This is a genomic window from Muricomes intestini, from assembly GCF_004346165.1.
Classification (GTDB): Bacteria; Bacillota; Clostridia; order Lachnospirales; family Lachnospiraceae; genus Muricomes; species Muricomes intestini.
Genome location: NZ_SLZZ01000014.1, coordinates 21,812 through 37,318 on the forward strand (window position 1 = coordinate 21,812; position 15,507 = coordinate 37,318).

Genomic DNA, 15,507 nt, shown 5'->3' on the forward strand with positions numbered 1-15,507 from the left:
AAGAGGGGTGAAAGTTATGCATATATTTTTGCTGGAAGATGATGATGCCATAGCCATTGGACTAAAATATTCTCTGGAAAACGAGGGCTATCAGGTTACAGTGGCACGAACCGTGAAAGATGCCATGAAAGCAATCTCCGAAAATGCTTTTTTATTTTATATTCTGGACTTGACGCTTCCGGACGGCAGCGGGTATGACGTGTGTAAGAAAATTAAAACTATGGGAGATTACCCGGTCATCTTCCTGACCGTCCTGGACGATGAGGTCAATGTGGTTATGGGGCTGGATCTTGGGGCAGATGATTATATTACGAAGCCATTTCGGGTGAAAGAGCTACTTGCACGGATGAAGAGTGTTCTGCGAAGATACAGTAAAGAGACAATGGACGGGATAATCCGTTACAGAGAGCTGGAAGTAAATACTAACACAGCGAAAGTGTACAAAAGGGGAGAAGAGATTGAACTGACAGCTATGGAATACCGTCTGCTTCTTATTTTGCTGAATAATAAAGGCATTGTTCTTTCACGAAATAATCTGCTGGAGAACATCTGGGACGTAGACGGAAATTTTGTAAACGATAATACGCTGACAGTATATGTGAAAAGGCTTAGAAACAAGATTGAGGATGCCCCGATGTGTCCGGCCTACATCAAAACAGTCAGGGGAAAGGGGTATATTGTAGAACATGAATCATAAAGGAACCCGAAGAATTGCCGCAGCAGGGATGGGGCTGACGGTGCTGTGCACCATTTTCTGTCTGCTCTTAAATCCTGTCTGTGGGGCAGCCGCCTTTTTTCTGGGAACGGCAGTGACTGCAGTCTATCTGTATGAAACATGTAAACGATATCAGAAGCTGCAGGAGCTCAATACCTATCTTTCCCTCGTGTGCTCCGGGGAGTATGATCTTGCACTTACAGATAACAGTGAAGGCGAATTATCCATTTTGAAAAATAATCTTTATAAGGTAACTGTCCTGCTTCGCTCTCAGAACGAGATGCTGAAGAAGGATAAAACCTATCTGGCAGATTCTCTTGCCGATATTTCTCACCAGTTAAAAACTCCGCTGACATCTATGATAGTCATGACAGAACTCCTGGAGGAAGAAGAGGACTCGGAAAAGAGAAAAGAATTCCTTTCAATCATTGACACCCAGCTGAGCAAAATGAAATGGTTGATTTCTAATCTCCTGAAAATATCGAAACTTGACACGGGAACAGTCATGTTTAAAAAGGAGCAGATTCCATTAAAAAACATAATCAGGGACTGTGTTCAGCCATTTCTGGTCTCAATGGATCTGGGCAATATTTCATGGGGGTTGAGTGGAGAAGATGCAGTGATAACCGGAGACAGGAAGTGGACAGAAGAGGCCTTTTCTAATATTTTGAAGAACTGCATAGAGCATATGGAGCAGGGGGGCAGACTGCAGATAGAGATAAAGACAGCGAGTATCTATAGCTCAGTTGTAATACGGGACAATGGGAGTGGAATTTCACAGAAGGATCTTCCTCACATTTTTGAGCGGTTTTATCACGGGGAAAATGCATCTGCGGAGAGTGCCGGAATCGGACTTGCACTGGCGAAAACTATTTTAGAAAAGGAGCATGGGAAAATCAGTGCCAAGAGCCGGGAGGGGAAGGGGACGGAATTTGAAATCTGTTTTTATAAAGTAATCATATGATGTAGGGGTCCCAAGGTCATGCTTTTCCATGCAAGCATGAAACGCATGGCCTTTTGACCCTCGTATCATCATATGACAGAAAACAGGTCTTTTTTTGGTTGGGCGGACAAGTGACAGAATTGTCACTTTTAATTCACTGAGGTGTAAGGTTGGGCTGATAAGCTGATACCATATATTCAGAAGGGAGAATTTGAAATGAAAATATTAGAGGTTGAAAATCTTTCTAAGATTTATGGTAAGGGAGACACCAGGGTGAAGGCACTGGATGATGTTACTTTTTCAGTTAATCACGGAGAATTTGTCGCAATCGTCGGGCCCTCCGGTTCAGGAAAATCGACGCTGCTTCACATACTTGGGGGCGTGGATCAGGCGACCTCCGGGAAAGTAGTGATAGATAAGACGGAGCTCTCTTCACTGGATGAGACTGCCCTTGCCATTTTCCGGCGCAGACAGATTGGATTGATTTATCAGTTCTACAATCTGATTCCGATACTTACGGTGGAGGAAAATCTGACTCTGCCGCTGCTTTTGGATGGCAAAAAGCCGGATAAGAGGCAGATTGAGAGTCTGATCGGAAAACTTGGACTTACCGACAGGCTGAAGTATCTTCCCAACCAGCTCTCCGGAGGGCAGCAGCAGAGAGTCTCAATCGGCAGAGCGCTGGTCAACAATCCCGCGCTGCTTTTGGCGGATGAGCCAACCGGGAATCTGGATAGTGAAAACAGTAAGGGAATTGTTGCAATGCTCCGCCAGTTCAATCATGAATTCAATCAAACGGTGATTATCATCACACATGATGAGCGGATTGCACTGTCGGCGGACCGTATGATCGCCATTGAAGATGGACACATCGTCAGAGATGAGGTGAACCGGTCATGAATATTGTAAATAAACTGACCCTGCGGCACTTGAAAACAAATAAAGGCAGGACGATAGTTACGATATTGGGGATTACAGTTTCAGTTGCAATGATTACGGCGGTTTTCGTTTCTATTGCTTCGTTTCTGGATTTTAATGGAAAAGTTACTATTTTATCCGGGGGAAACAGCCATGCTCTTTTTCAGAATATCACCCAGGGACAGCTTAAAGTAATTGAGAAGGACAGCCGGATAAAAAGCACCGGTATTACGGCAACGCTTCAGGAGAACGGGTTTTATCTGGAAGGAAGCAGCTCCTACAGGATCGGCAGCGGGCAGGTACTCGCTGGAGACTTGCAGTACTTAAGACAGATGGTTACAAGCGGGTATGATGGAAAGCTTCCTGAAAATGAACATGAGATAGCGGTAGAAGAGGAGTTTATCGAAAAGAACCACCTGAAATGGAAGCCAGGAGACAGAGTCACTCTGGATGTGGGCAGTCGGTTTCTTGAGCAGAGCGGAGAGAAACAGCTGTATTATGGCAGTTATTTATCGGATGAGGAATTCACCCAGACAGGTACGAAAGATTATAAAATTACCGCCATTTTGCATACGAACATTCCAACACAAAGTGCTCAAGTATTAAGAGGGATGAGTGACCGGGAAAAAGAGGGAAATGTAGATGCAGTAATTCTATTAAAGGAAGTTGATCACAAATCCTTAGATGTTATTAAATCTATGGTCCAAAAATATCAGATTCAGACGGCTGAAATCAACACGGATTATCTGGAGACAAAATTTGCAATCGACGAGAACAGCAGGGTTATCAAAGCAATTATTCCCATGACCGGCGTTATGCTGGTAATTATTGTTCTGGCATCGGTGGTTTTGATATACAATGCATTTGGAATGTCACTTTCTGAGAGGGTGCGTTATCTCGGTATGCTGGCCAGTGTGGGTGCGACGAAAAGGCAAAAGAGAAATTCCGTGTATTTTGAAGGCTTTCTCCTCGGCCTGGCAGGCATTATTACCGGGATTATTGCCGGCATAGCAGGAATCTCGGTGACCCTGAAAATAGTCGGCAGGAAAATGATAGCCAGCGGCATGATACAGGGGATAACCGAATCAGAAATGTCCATGAATACGGTGGTTCCCATCTGGTGTATCATAGGGATTGTCATAGTAAGCGCTTTTACAATATTTATCTCTTCGGTGATTCCGGCGAGAAAGGCTTCGGCAATTACTCCTATTGATGCAATCCGGCAGCAGAGTGAATGGAAATTGAAGGCCCGTAAACTAAAGTCTCCCCGTTACATCAGAAAAATATTTGGTTATGAGGGAGAGCTGGCACATAAGAGTCTGAAACGAAATTCCAGAAAGACAAGAGTTATAACATTTTCCATAACCCTGTCCGTTGTACTGTTTCTATGTGTAAATTATTTTTGTCAGATGTTTATGCAGGCAGCAGATATCAGTGTAAAGATTCCCTATCAGATTCAGGTAATGGTTGATTATGATGAGAAAGATAAGCTGGCAAAGGAGCTGGGGGATTTTTCCGATATCGACGATTTTTATTGTGTAAACAGCGAGTATTTTGAATATGGAGAGAAGTCACTGTATAATATGGAGCCAGGTATCACGGACAAGAAGAACCTGACAGAAGCATATAAGGATCTGTTCCAGCAGAAAGTAAAGCTATATGTAAACAATATAGACGACGAGGCATTTAATGCTCTGTGTGAGAAGAACGGGCTGGATTACCGTGACTTTTACAGCGGAACTATAAAGGGCCTGCTGATGAATAATATTTCCCATAAAGAGGGAGGTAAGAAAGTCTTTACAGAGAAGGTGCTTGGGGAGCAGGTCTATCAAAAAGAAACAGCAGAAAACAGTAAGGTGGAAATTGCAGGACTTATCAATTATGACAAAGAAAATTATGTCTGCAAATTGTCAGATCCGGGAGCACTTGCTGTATATGTACCTCAAAGCTATTATTTTAAGACTGCTTATCAGGGTGTGGACTCCGGTGATTTAAGATACTTATTCGGAATTGAGACAAAGAGACATGCAGAAGTAACTGAGAAGGTATTGGCACTTTTGGACGAACAGGGGTATACGCATACCTATTGTTCAGATGTGGTAAAGATGTTCCAGACAATGAATACAGTTGGTTTTGTGATAGAAGTGTTTGTATACGGATTTGTGACACTGATCACATTGATTACCATTGCCAATATCATCAATACAGTTTCCACAGGAATCGCATTGAGGAAAAAAGAATTTGCCATGCTCAAGTCTGTTGGGATGACTCCGAAAGGGTTCCGGAAAATGATTCGCCTGGAAAGCTTGTTTTATGGGTTGAAAGCACTGGTTGTAGGTATACCGCTCAGCTTGCTGCTGAGCTATGGAATTAACCGTGCAATGGGGGAGGCAGCCCTTCCCTTCGAAGTGAATTGGGTGCTGTATCTGGCGGTTATCATTGTTGTATTCCTGATTATATTAATGTCGATGCAGTATTCGGTATCTAAACTAAAACACGACACAATCGTGGAGACATTGAAAGAGGAAATTTTGTAAAGGGGTCAGTCCCTTTTGAGTTCCGTTTTCTTAATTGTTTCAAACAATTGAGAATTCGGCATTTGAAAAGGGCTGATCTCTCTTTATTGTTTGAAGTGTTGGAGAAACGGTGTTACTATAAAAGCACATTAGGAGGGGCAGGAGGAGATTTATTTAATGAAAGAGCAAAGTAAAATATTGATTGTGGAAGACGATACTTCTTTGGCAGAGGGACTAAAAAGAGCGCTTGCCACAGAAACCGTGGAGACTGACAGTTGTGCCACTCTAAGAGAAGCAAAGCTGAGGCTGAAAAAGAGCACATGGGATCTGGTTCTCCTGGATGTTAACCTGCCGGAGGGAAGCGGACTGGATCTGCTTGCCCGAATACGAAAGGAATCAGATATCCCTGTAATTCTCCTGACTGCGAATGATTTGGAAACAGACATTGTCAATGGTCTGGAGTTGGGGGCTGAAGATTATATTACAAAGCCATTCAGTCTGGCGGTACTGAGGGCGAGAGTGAACACGCAGCTCCGAAAAAAGCTTCATAGGAAGGAACAGAATAATACAGAAGTAAGAGTTTTTCAATCTGGAAAGTATCATTTTGACTTTTTGCGTATGAAATTTTTGATACAGGGGAAAAGAGTGGAGCTCAGCAAAACCGAACAAAAATTATTGTTGATTTTGACAGAAAATCAGGGGATTACCATGAGTCGTTCTGATCTGATAGACCGTGTCTGGACGGGAGAGGCAGAATTTGTGGATGAAAATGCACTTTCCGTTACCGTAAAGCGTCTGCGGGATAAGCTGGATGCACAGGATATGATCAAAACAATCTATGGAGTAGGATATACCTGGGTGAAGGAATATGAATAAAGTATTGATCGTAATAACCGTTGCCAGCATACTGATTGCTGTGGGGACAGTTATTTATGCACGACGTAGACAGGCACGGGTCATGGAAGGCCTTGGAGAGATGCTGGAACAGGCAATGAACGGGACATTTATAGAGAGCGCATTTGACGAGACCAGACGGTCTGCACTGGAAAACCGGCTGGCTCAATATCTTGCAGCTTCTGAATTGTCGGTTCGGAATATTGCAGGGGAGAAGAATAAGATAAAAACATTGATTGCAGATATTTCCCATCAGACAAAGACTCCTATTGCCAATATTCTCTTGTATACAGAAATGCTCCAGGAAAAGAACCTGGAACAGGAAGAAGCGGAATATGTAGATTCCCTGCATCAACAGGCGGAAAAATTGCAGTTCCTGATTGCATCTTTAGTCAAGCTTTCCAGACTGGAAACCGGAATTATCTCATTAAAGCCGGAAATAGGGGATATTTCTGAGGCAGTAGAACAGGCGGTGGATCAGTATAGGGAGAAAGTCACAGAAAAAGGTTTGAAATTGGTGGAAAATTATGTGAAAGCAGATGCAGTTTTTGACTGCAAATGGTCTGTGGAGACACTGTGCAATTTATTGGATAATGCGGTGAAATATACAGATAGCGGGGAAATCACTGTCGGTGTGAAACCCTATGAATTGTTTGTATGTGTAAAAATTGCGGATACAGGAATCGGTATTCCTGAAGAAGAACAGGCAAAAGTATTTTCTAGATTCTATCGGTCTGTAAAAACGGCATCCCAGGAAGGGGTTGGGATTGGACTATATCTGTCCAGAGAAATACTGGCAGAAGAGGGCGGGTATCTGAAGTTAATGTCAAAGCCCGGCACAGGCTCCGTTTTCTCTGCCTACTTTCCGCGTTCAATTTCAGCTTCCGGGGACAGCATGTCCAAAAATTCGGATGGCAAATATACGGGTATAGGTGATTTGGAATAGTCTTTAAATCTTTCAAAACTGTTAGAATCTTTTTGTAGAGGGAAAGATTGTGGAAAGAATAATATGATAACCTATAGGAAAGTGTTGAAAAGGGGTCTGACCCTTTTGAACGCCGAATTCTTAATTATTCAAACAATTAAGAAAATGGAGCGCAAAAGGGTCAGACCCCTTTTTGGGAGAAGGGAGTATTTGGGATATGATGATTTTGGAAACCAGCGATTTGAGCAAGGTATATGGAAATGGGGAGAGTGAGGTCCGTGCGCTGGATGGCGTGAATTTTTCTGTGGAGAATGGGGAATTTGTTGCTGTTGTGGGCACCTCGGGCTCCGGAAAATCTACTCTGCTTCACATACTGGGTGGTTTGGACCGTCCGACATCGGGAAAGGTCACGGTGGACGGAAAGGATATTTTTTCTTTGGGGGATGAGGAGCTGACGATTTTCCGTCGGAGAAAAATTGGTTTTGTGTTTCAAGCTTATAATTTGGTTCCTGTTTTATCTGTATATGAAAATATTGTTTTGCCGATACAATTAGATGGGGGAACTGTGGATAAGCAATATATGCAGCAGGTGATAAAATCATTGGGGCTGAAGGAAAAATTATATAGCTTTCCGAATCAGCTTTCCGGGGGACAGCAGCAGCGTGTGGCAATTGCAAGGGCTCTGGCATCTAAACCATCTATCATCCTTGCCGATGAGCCGACAGGGAATCTGGACAGCAGTACATCTCAGGATGTGCTGGGGCTGATGAAGATTATGAGCCGAAGATTTGCTCAGACCATTGTGATGATTACGCACAATGAAGAGATAGCACAGCTTGCTGAGCGGATTGTCAGGATTGAAGATGGAAGGATCGTGAAAAGGGAGGAATCGCTATGATAAAGGTTTCTAACCGCAAATGTATCCGAAATCTGTCGGCCCGCAGTCTGAAGGCATCGAAGACAAGAAATCTGATTGCAATTCTGGCAATTGTGCTGACTACGATTATGTTTACTGCATTATTTACTATTGCGGCTTCCATCAATTACTCTTTTCAGCAGGAAAATTTCCGAATGGTCGGCGGGGACGGACATGGCAGCTTTAAGGATATAAGCGAGGAACAGATGGAAAAGCTGAGGCAGGATCCTCTCATTAAGGAATCCGGGGGACGACTGCTTCTTGGTATGACAGGAGGGGATCCTTTCCAGAAAGCCCATGTGGAGGTAAGCTATATAGAACCGGGGGAAGTTCCTCATTATTTCTGCGAACCGAAGGAAGGAAAGCTGCCAAAAGAGGGAACAAATCAGGCGGCAACCGATACAAGAGTACTTGAACTGCTTGGTGTAAAACCTGAGGTTGGTACCAAATTTACAATTACATACAATCTGGGAAGCGGAACAGGAGAAGAGACACCTGTTACCAAAGCTTTCGAACTTTCTGGGTGGTGGGAATACGATGAGGCTGCAACTGCGAGCCATGTGTTAGTTCCCTTGAGCTGCGCCAAAAAAGAGCTTTCTAATTATCAGTCTCAGGATAAAAGCGATCAGACCGGAAAATGGACGCTGGATGTGTTCTTTAAGAATGCAAGGCATATCGAAGAAAATATGAGGCAGGTACTCAAAGATAATGGATATCAGTGTGACGATGGAAGCAAAGATAATTTCATTGACATTGGTGTAAACTGGGGATACACAGGAGCGCAGTTTTCCCAAAAGGCAGATCCAGTAACTGTTTTTGCAATTGTGGCTCTGCTAGTGTTGATTATTTTTACCGGGTATCTGATTATCTATAATGTATTTCAAATATCGGTTGCCAATGATATTCAGTTTTACGGTCTTTTGAAAACCATTGGGACGACTGGAAGGCAGATCAGCCGGATGATCCGTTTCCAGGCGTTGGCCTTATCCGGGTTGGGGATTCCGGTTGGTCTATTACTGGGATTTCTGATAGGAACAAAGCTTACCCCGGTCATTATGGAGCAGCTCTCATATAAGGTAGCATTTGTCAGCTATAATCCGCTTATATTTTTAGGAGCAATTATATTTGCAGTGATTACGGTACTCTTATCCTGCAGACAGCCGGGAAAAATTGCGGCCCGGGTATCTCCCATTGAAGCAGTGGGCTATGCAGAACGCGGCAGAGAAAAGAGGAGAAAGGTCCGAAAAAAAGGCCGGGAAAAGCCCTCTCTGTTTTCCATGGCCAGGGCAAATCTTGGAAGAAATCGAAAAAAAACTGTGCTGGTCATAGTTTCTCTGTCTCTGGCAGTAGTGCTGCTGAATATTGCAGTTACGTTCACCAATGGATTTGATATGGACAAATATCTCCAGAGTAAAGTAGTTACAGATTTTGTTGTAGGAAGTGCCAATTATTTTAATACGACCAATGCCGGATTCAGAGATTCAGGCCAGGCCGTCACGGAGGATGTGATTTCGGATATCAACAGTCGAAAAGGTATTAAAGAATCCGGCCGTATTTATGGTCAGACTTCCTCTGTTGAGCAGCTGATGACGGAAAAAGAATATCGGAAGATCTATCGGGGATGGGGAGAAGATAAGAAGACAGTGGACGAAAGAGTACAGTGGGCCGACAAATCAGAGGACGGCAGAATTTATGAAGGAGCGCAGTTTTATGGAATGGAATCCCTGCCTCTCGGCTGCCTTGGAGTTATTGACGGAGATCTTTCCAGTCTCAGCGATTCGGACAGCCATTCAATCGCAGCGGTATATATGGCGGATGACTATGGCAAGGTGGAGAAGGATTCGCACTGGGCAAAAACAGGTGACATAGTCAAAATCCGATATGTGGATGAGTACGAATATTATGATACGGATACAGGAAAAATTTTATCGGAGAAAGAAACAGACAATTATCCCGGAAACTATAATATACGGGCGGCAAAATATCATGAAGAAGAATATATAGTGGCTGCTACCGTGACAGTTCCAAATACAGAAAGTTACCGCTACTATGGGACACAGGAATATGTGATGGGTGCAGATGCATTTCGGCGGGACAGCGGCACCAGTGATGTCATGACTTATTTATTCAATATGGACAGCCAAAAATCTACAGCCGGAATGTCAAAATTCCTTGAGCATTATACAAATAAAGTACAGACTTCATATGATTATGAATCAAAAATGAGCTATGTGAAGGAGTTTGACGGACTCCGGAATATGTTCTCAATCATGGGGGGCGTACTGAGTGGTATCGTAGCTCTTGTAGGAATTCTAAATTTCTTCAATGCAATTTTGACCGGGATTATTACAAGAAAGCGGGAATTTGCAGTATTACAGTCCATCGGAATGACCGGTCGTCAGCTGAAGCAAATGCTGATAATAGAAGGTCTTATATATACACTGGCAGCAATTCTTGTATCACTGATTTTCAGCTTGATATTAAGCCCGCCAATCGGCAGTATGCTCACAAATATGTTCTGGTTCTTCACCTTCCGCCAGACAGAGCTTCCAATTTTGCTGATAGTACCTGTATTTGCCATACTTGGACTTGTAATTCCACTGCTGACATACCATTCGGCTGCCAAACACACAATCGTAGAGCGGCTGAGAGACATGGAAACATAAAAGGGGTCAGTCTCTTTTGCGCTCCATTTTCTTAATTGTTTCAAACAATTGAGAATTCGGCGTTCAAAAGGGACTGACCCCTTTTTGCATTTTTTGTAAAATATTTACCTAAGTAAATTTTTCATTTATACAAATACTATTATTGTCAAAATGTTTAAAAATTATTCGGCGTTTAGCCGGAATATGATGAAGCGGCGTGGAATTGAGCTTGCCCGCTCACTCTGTTAAAGTTTTGACAATTATTTAGAAAGGTGGAGAATGAATATGGAGGCAAATGAAGCATTGGCAATCGCAACTGTCCCTTGTCAGCAATGGGGACAATTGTATGAAGAAGGTACGGCCTTGACAAATGGAACCGTATTTCCCGATTTGAATAAGCCTTTTTATGTTACGGATACTCTGGTGGACAGTCCGGTTACTATGGGGAAGGCGTCTACGTCATTGGATCCCAAACAGATGGAGAGGGAACAGTTGATGAATAAAATCAATCAGGTTTCTTTTTTTGTAAATGATTTGACATTATATCTAGATACCCATGGCGATGATAAAGAGGCATTAAAGGTATTGTCAGATAAAGGAAAAGAAAGAGCAACTTTATTGGACGAGTTTGCTGAGAAATATTACCCCCTTACCTGTGACTGTATTGCCAAGTGCAGCAAAGCCGGGGAAGAAAACTTATGGGCAAACGGACCGGCCCCGTGGGAAGGAGCGTGCATCTAATGTGGAATTATGAAAAAAGACTTCAATTTCCGGTAAAAATCACAAAAACCTGCCCAAAGACGGCTCAGCTGATTATCAGCCAGTATGGAGGCCCGGACGGAGAGCTCAGCGCTTCCATGAGATACCTGTCCCAACGGTATACCATGCCAGTAAAAGAGGTTGGAGGGCTATTGACGGATATAGGTACGGAAGAATTGGCACACATGGAAATGATTTGTGCCATGGTCTATCAACTGACCAGAGATCTGACGATCGAGGACGCAAAAACAGCAGGATTTGATGCTTACTATGTGGATCATACTAAAGCATTATGGCCCCAGGCAGCAGCAGGACTGCCATTTTCTGCGATGGAATTCCAGTCAAAGGGAGATGCCATCACGGATTTAACGGAAGACCTGGCGGCAGAGCAGAAGGCGCGAACAGTATATGATAATCTGCTGAGAATGATAACAGATCCGGAAGTCAGGGAACCTCTGAAATTTCTCAGGACCAGAGAGATTGTTCATTTCCAGAGATTTGGAGAGGCTCTGGAGAAAACAAAGGGCACACTGGATTCTAAGAATTTTTATTACTTTAATCCGGAATTTGACAAACCTTCTGAACTGACAAAAACGATGTAAGATGTGCTAAAAATTATGCAGGGACAGAACTGTCATTTCAAAGCTCTGTCCCCTGTAAAATAAATTCTCTTCCCGGGTCTATTCCTCGACAATCCCGCCTTCTACTACAATCTCATCAGGAGCAATGCTGTCCCCATATACAGGCTCCAGCGTTTCTTCAAAGTCCTTGTGGAAGAATTGTTCGTCTGCAAGTGATTTGATCTCTTCATTAATCCAGTCAAGCAATTCTGTATTTCCTTTTTGTACTGCTGCTGCAATAGTATCTATGTTTCCTATGGATTCTATACCGACCTTGAAACCTTTATTCTGCAGTGCCCAGGCAAGCACTTCAGTGTTGTCTGTTGAAAATGCGTCCCCTCTGCCGTCCAGCAGTGCATCATAAGCTTCCTGATATTCATCAAATTTTAAAAGTTTGATGTCCGGGTAATTTTCAGAAAAGTAAGTTTCCGCTGTAGTTCCTTTTACTACAATCAGTGTTTTGCCGTTCAGCTGATCTACATCTGTTATGAGTGAATCTTCAGGTGACACGACACCTAAAGCAACTTTCATGTAGGGAAGTGCAAAGTCAACCTGTTCTTTTCGCTCATCTGTTACGGTAAAGTTGGCCATTGTGATATCCACCTTCGCAGATTTTAGATATTCTACACGGCTGGCAGCGTCCAGGTAGACAAATTCCACGTCATCCTCACTCCCCAGCAGATCCTTTGCAATCCTCTTTGCAAAATATACATCATATCCCTGAATCTCTCCGTTTTTATCTACATATCCAAACGGATTCTTATCGCTGAATACCCCGATTTTTATAGTTCCATCTTTTTTAATCTCATCCAGAGTGCGGGCTTTAGCTGTGGCTCCGGAGCCGGAACTTTTCTCTGTTGGTGCTTCTGTGTCTTTTGAACTTGAATTTACTGTGTCATTTCCTTTACTGCCGCAGCCTGCAAGAAGTCCTGTTGCAAGAGTAACTGCCAGTAATGCGCTTAGTATTGATTTTTTCATAGTGATTCTCCTCTCAAATTAAAAAATAATCTATCTACAGTTCAGTCATTTGCAAAATACTGCTTTGAATGGCTCAACAGGATATTTATGCCTGTGCATCTATAGCTTCATAATGGAAGGTGTTCAAAAATTGTTTTGCACGTTCCGTCTCAGGCTTAGCGAAGAAGTCTGCAGGATGCCCTTCCTCTATGATTTCTCCCTGATCCAGGAAAAGCACTCTGTCTGCAACAGCCCGTGCAAATTCCATTTCATGGGTTACAATAAGCATTGTCATGCCGTCCTTTGCCAGCTCCAGAACCACCTGAAGAACTTCTCTTACCATTTCCGGGTCCAGGGCAGCAGTGATTTCATCCAGCAAAAGTATTTCAGGATGCATAATTAATGCTCTGACAATTGCAACACGCTGCTTCTGCCCGCCGGATAATTGCCTTGGATATGCATCCTTTTTATCCAGAAGACCGACACGGTCCAATAACTGTTCTGCCTCCTGTTCTGCTTCTTTCTTATCCCTTTTCTGTACCTTAAGTGGGGCAAGAAGTATATTTCCCAGGATAGATTTGTGGGGGAATAAGTCATAACTTTGGAAAACCATGCCGATTTTCTGTCTGATTTCATGGGCATTTTTTCCCTCTCTATTGATGGGCCTGCCCTTGAATATAATCTTGCCCGAATCAATAGGCTCCAGCATATTCATACATCGCAGGAACGTACTTTTTCCACAGCCGGAGGGGCCGACGATCACGACAACCTCTCCTTTGTTCATCATAAAGGAGAAGTCCTTTAAAATCGGGTCTCCTTTGTCATAAGATTTTACTAGATGTTCTACTTTTAAGATTTCCTTTTCGTTTTTCATATTCTCAATCCTTTATCTTTTTTTCTAAAACGGCTGATATCCTGGAAAATGGATAACATATCAGAAAATACATGATAAAGATGGCACCGTATACCCACAAAGCCGCACCTGGAGTTGTGTATCTGGATGCATCTATAATCTGTTTTCCTACCTTTACTACTTCTATAACACCAATCAAAACTACCAGAGATGTTGTCTTGATCATTCTGGTCAGCAGGTTAATCAGGGAGGGGAGCAGACGGCGCACAGTCTGAGGAATGATAATATAAAGATTTACCTGTAGCTTTGTCAGCCCAAGTCCGTACCCGCTTTCATATTGATGGGTAGGAATTGATATCAGGGCACTGCGCACCAAATCCCCCATCTCTGCTGTTCCCCAGAAGGTAAACACAATGATTGCCGCAACATCTCCCGAGAGATTTATCCCCAGATGCTTGGCGGCCCCGAAATAGACAAGAAACAAAAGCACCAGCTGCGGCATGATCCGCACGATTTCCAAGTATACACGGCATAAGAACCGGACGATTTTATTTTTACTTGTCATAATCATTCCCATAAGAATTCCAAGCACCAGGGACAGCCCCATGGATATAACAGCAATCCTCAGTGAAACCCATAAGCCTTCCCACAGCCGCAGAAAATTAGTTCCCTGAAACAGTACCAGTATTCCCGAATCCTGCATAGCGGGCCCTCCTTTCTATCCATGTACAGATCAATGATACCGGAAGCAGCAGAACAAGATAGGATAATACCAGCATCAGAAGCGCCTCGTCTGTTTTGTAATAAATTCCTATCAAATCTTTCGCCACGAACATCAAGTCCGCCAGCGCCACGGCACTAAATACAGATGTCTCTTTAATCAGAAATATAACATTTGCACACAATACAGGAATGGAAGTGGCAATCGCCTGGGGCATCACAATATGTAAAAATGTCTGCCACCGGGTGAATCCAAGGCTCAGTCCCGATTCCAGCTGAATGTCCGACACACTGTCGATTCCGGTCCGAAAAGCCTCCGCCATGTAACTGCCCCCTAAAAATGTCAGTCCGACAATAGCACAGGTCTCGGAACTAAGCACGATTCCCAGCTTCGGCAGTCCAAAATACAAAAAGAAAAGTTGAATCAAAAGTGGCGTATTTCTGGAAAGCTCAATATAGATGTTCACAATTGTTTTAAGAACAGGTATTTCTAATTTTTTAATCATACTGCAGAGGAGTCCTATGAGCAGCGATAAAATAATTCCAATTAATGCAATCACTATTGTCATCTTTGCAGCTTCCACATATAGTGGATAATAATTACGGATAAACTCCATATCCATGTTTCATGTCTCCTTCTATTCCCGCGGGCAACGAGCCAGGCGGCAATGCTTGCATTTCCATTTGGCGACTGCCGCGAGGGTCAAATACCCCGCAGCTTGCTGCGCTGCAAGTTTGATGCCCCGCCAGCTTGCCGCGGGGGTCTTTGACTTATTAAGCGCCTCATTCTTTATTATTTATTAAAAAACAAAACGCCAGTATAATAAAAACTGAAACATACTAATCATATATGTTTTATATGGATAGTATATTCATGATTAGACCATTTGTCAATACTTTTTTGTAAAAAGGGGTCAGACCCTTTTGACCGCCGAATTCTCAATTGTTTGAAACAATTAAGAAAATGGTCCGCAAAAGGGTCAGACCCCTTTACGGTTATTTTCAACACAGGGATTGTATATTACAGGAAAATACATTAATATGATACCAGGGTCAAAAGGCCATGCGTTTCATGCTTGCATGGAAAAGCATGACTTTGGGACCCGTAAAACATGAGAAAGAAGCC

At 43.1% G+C, this 15,507-nt stretch carries 14 protein-coding genes; 10 read left to right on the forward strand and 4 right to left on the reverse strand.

From position 1 onward, the window contains the following. Window positions 1-16 precede the first annotated feature (16 nt). The 10 genes from EDD59_RS10715 to EDD59_RS10765 all read left to right on the forward strand — a co-directional run bounded on the left by EDD59_RS10715 (window position 17) and on the right by EDD59_RS10765 (window position 11,833). Window positions 17-697: a response regulator transcription factor gene (locus EDD59_RS10715; RefSeq protein ID WP_132381692.1), complete on the forward strand. Its 681-nt coding sequence runs from the start codon at window positions 17-19 to the stop codon at window positions 695-697. Next, on the forward strand, window positions 687-1,679 hold the full coding sequence (locus tag EDD59_RS10720) for a sensor histidine kinase (RefSeq protein ID WP_243117404.1): 993 nt from the start codon (window positions 687-689) through the stop codon (window positions 1,677-1,679). The genes EDD59_RS10715 and EDD59_RS10720 overlap by 11 nt, the downstream gene beginning before the upstream one ends. A 195-nt stretch (window positions 1,680-1,874) precedes the next feature. Continuing rightward, entirely contained in the window at window positions 1,875-2,558 is a 684-nt protein-coding gene (locus tag EDD59_RS10725) for an ABC transporter ATP-binding protein (protein ID WP_132381694.1), read from the forward strand. After that, window positions 2,555-5,113 carry an ABC transporter permease gene (locus EDD59_RS10730; RefSeq protein ID WP_132381696.1) on the forward strand — a complete coding sequence of 853 codons (2,559 nt, stop codon included), beginning with the start codon at window positions 2,555-2,557 and terminating at the stop codon, window positions 5,111-5,113. Before EDD59_RS10725 ends, EDD59_RS10730 begins: the two co-directional genes overlap by 4 nt. A 156-nt stretch (window positions 5,114-5,269) precedes the next feature. Then, window positions 5,270-5,968 carry a response regulator transcription factor gene (locus EDD59_RS10735; RefSeq protein WP_132381698.1) on the forward strand — a complete coding sequence of 233 codons (699 nt, stop codon included), beginning with the start codon at window positions 5,270-5,272 and terminating at the stop codon, window positions 5,966-5,968. Next, entirely contained in the window at window positions 5,961-6,932 is a 972-nt protein-coding gene (locus EDD59_RS10740; RefSeq protein ID WP_132381700.1) for a sensor histidine kinase, read from the forward strand. The genes EDD59_RS10735 and EDD59_RS10740 overlap by 8 nt, the downstream gene beginning before the upstream one ends. 196 nt (window positions 6,933-7,128) lie before the next feature. Next, complete coding sequence (locus EDD59_RS10745; protein ID WP_132381702.1) at window positions 7,129-7,809, forward strand: ABC transporter ATP-binding protein; 681 nt, start codon at window positions 7,129-7,131, stop codon at window positions 7,807-7,809. Beyond that, window positions 7,806-10,493: an ABC transporter permease gene (locus EDD59_RS10750; protein WP_243117405.1), complete on the forward strand. Its 2,688-nt coding sequence runs from the start codon at window positions 7,806-7,808 to the stop codon at window positions 10,491-10,493. Before EDD59_RS10745 ends, EDD59_RS10750 begins: the two co-directional genes overlap by 4 nt. A gap of 264 nt (window positions 10,494-10,757) precedes the next feature. Next, a complete protein-coding gene (locus EDD59_RS18150) occupies window positions 10,758-11,213 on the forward strand; it encodes a spore coat protein CotJB (RefSeq protein WP_243117406.1) in 456 nt (151 codons plus the stop codon). Next, the gene (locus EDD59_RS10765; RefSeq protein ID WP_132381704.1) at window positions 11,213-11,833 is read left to right on the forward strand and encodes a manganese catalase family protein; all 621 of its coding nucleotides are present in this window, start codon (window positions 11,213-11,215) and stop codon (window positions 11,831-11,833) included. Before EDD59_RS18150 ends, EDD59_RS10765 begins: the two co-directional genes overlap by 1 nt. A 78-nt stretch (window positions 11,834-11,911) precedes the next feature. Here EDD59_RS10765 and EDD59_RS10770 read toward each other — a convergent pair whose 3' ends face one another. The 4 genes from EDD59_RS10770 to EDD59_RS10785 form a co-directional block, all read right to left on the reverse strand. Continuing rightward, window positions 11,912-12,829 carry a cysteine ABC transporter substrate-binding protein gene (locus tag EDD59_RS10770; RefSeq protein WP_132381706.1) on the reverse strand — a complete coding sequence of 306 codons (918 nt, stop codon included), beginning with the start codon at window positions 12,827-12,829 and terminating at the stop codon, window positions 11,912-11,914. 85 nt (window positions 12,830-12,914) lie between these two features. Then, the gene (locus tag EDD59_RS10775) at window positions 12,915-13,682 is read right to left on the reverse strand and encodes an amino acid ABC transporter ATP-binding protein (RefSeq protein ID WP_132381708.1); all 768 of its coding nucleotides are present in this window, start codon (window positions 13,680-13,682) and stop codon (window positions 12,915-12,917) included. Window positions 13,683-13,686: 4 nt separating this feature from the next. Continuing rightward, window positions 13,687-14,364, reverse strand: a complete 678-nt coding sequence (locus EDD59_RS10780; protein WP_132381710.1) for an amino acid ABC transporter permease — start codon at window positions 14,362-14,364, stop codon at window positions 13,687-13,689. Further along, window positions 14,324-15,004: an amino acid ABC transporter permease gene (locus tag EDD59_RS10785; RefSeq protein WP_132381712.1), complete on the reverse strand. Its 681-nt coding sequence runs from the start codon at window positions 15,002-15,004 to the stop codon at window positions 14,324-14,326. The genes EDD59_RS10780 and EDD59_RS10785 overlap by 41 nt, the downstream gene beginning before the upstream one ends. Window positions 15,005-15,507: the final 503 nt, after the last annotated feature.

What these genes read in the sequence shown, in the direction of transcription:
- EDD59_RS10715 (WP_132381692.1), top strand. Translation starts at nt 17, where the DNA reads ATGCATATATTTTTGCTGGAAGATGATGATGCCATAGCCATTGGACTA.
- EDD59_RS10720 (WP_243117404.1), top strand. Translation starts at nt 687, where the DNA reads ATGAATCATAAAGGAACCCGAAGAATTGCCGCAGCAGGGATGGGGCTG.
- EDD59_RS10725 (WP_132381694.1), top strand. Translation starts at nt 1,875, where the DNA reads ATGAAAATATTAGAGGTTGAAAATCTTTCTAAGATTTATGGTAAGGGA.
- EDD59_RS10730 (WP_132381696.1), top strand. Translation starts at nt 2,555, where the DNA reads ATGAATATTGTAAATAAACTGACCCTGCGGCACTTGAAAACAAATAAA.
- EDD59_RS10735 (WP_132381698.1), top strand. Translation starts at nt 5,270, where the DNA reads ATGAAAGAGCAAAGTAAAATATTGATTGTGGAAGACGATACTTCTTTG.
- EDD59_RS10740 (WP_132381700.1), top strand. Translation starts at nt 5,961, where the DNA reads ATGAATAAAGTATTGATCGTAATAACCGTTGCCAGCATACTGATTGCT.
- EDD59_RS10745 (WP_132381702.1), top strand. Translation starts at nt 7,129, where the DNA reads ATGATGATTTTGGAAACCAGCGATTTGAGCAAGGTATATGGAAATGGG.
- EDD59_RS10750 (WP_243117405.1), top strand. Translation starts at nt 7,806, where the DNA reads ATGATAAAGGTTTCTAACCGCAAATGTATCCGAAATCTGTCGGCCCGC.
- EDD59_RS18150 (WP_243117406.1), top strand. Translation starts at nt 10,758, where the DNA reads ATGGAGGCAAATGAAGCATTGGCAATCGCAACTGTCCCTTGTCAGCAA.
- EDD59_RS10765 (WP_132381704.1), top strand. Translation starts at nt 11,213, where the DNA reads ATGTGGAATTATGAAAAAAGACTTCAATTTCCGGTAAAAATCACAAAA.
- EDD59_RS10770 (WP_132381706.1), bottom strand. Translation starts at nt 12,829, where the DNA reads ATGAAAAAATCAATACTAAGCGCATTACTGGCAGTTACTCTTGCAACA.
- EDD59_RS10775 (WP_132381708.1), bottom strand. Translation starts at nt 13,682, where the DNA reads ATGAAAAACGAAAAGGAAATCTTAAAAGTAGAACATCTAGTAAAATCT.
- EDD59_RS10780 (WP_132381710.1), bottom strand. Translation starts at nt 14,364, where the DNA reads ATGCAGGATTCGGGAATACTGGTACTGTTTCAGGGAACTAATTTTCTG.
- EDD59_RS10785 (WP_132381712.1), bottom strand. Translation starts at nt 15,004, where the DNA reads ATGGATATGGAGTTTATCCGTAATTATTATCCACTATATGTGGAAGCT.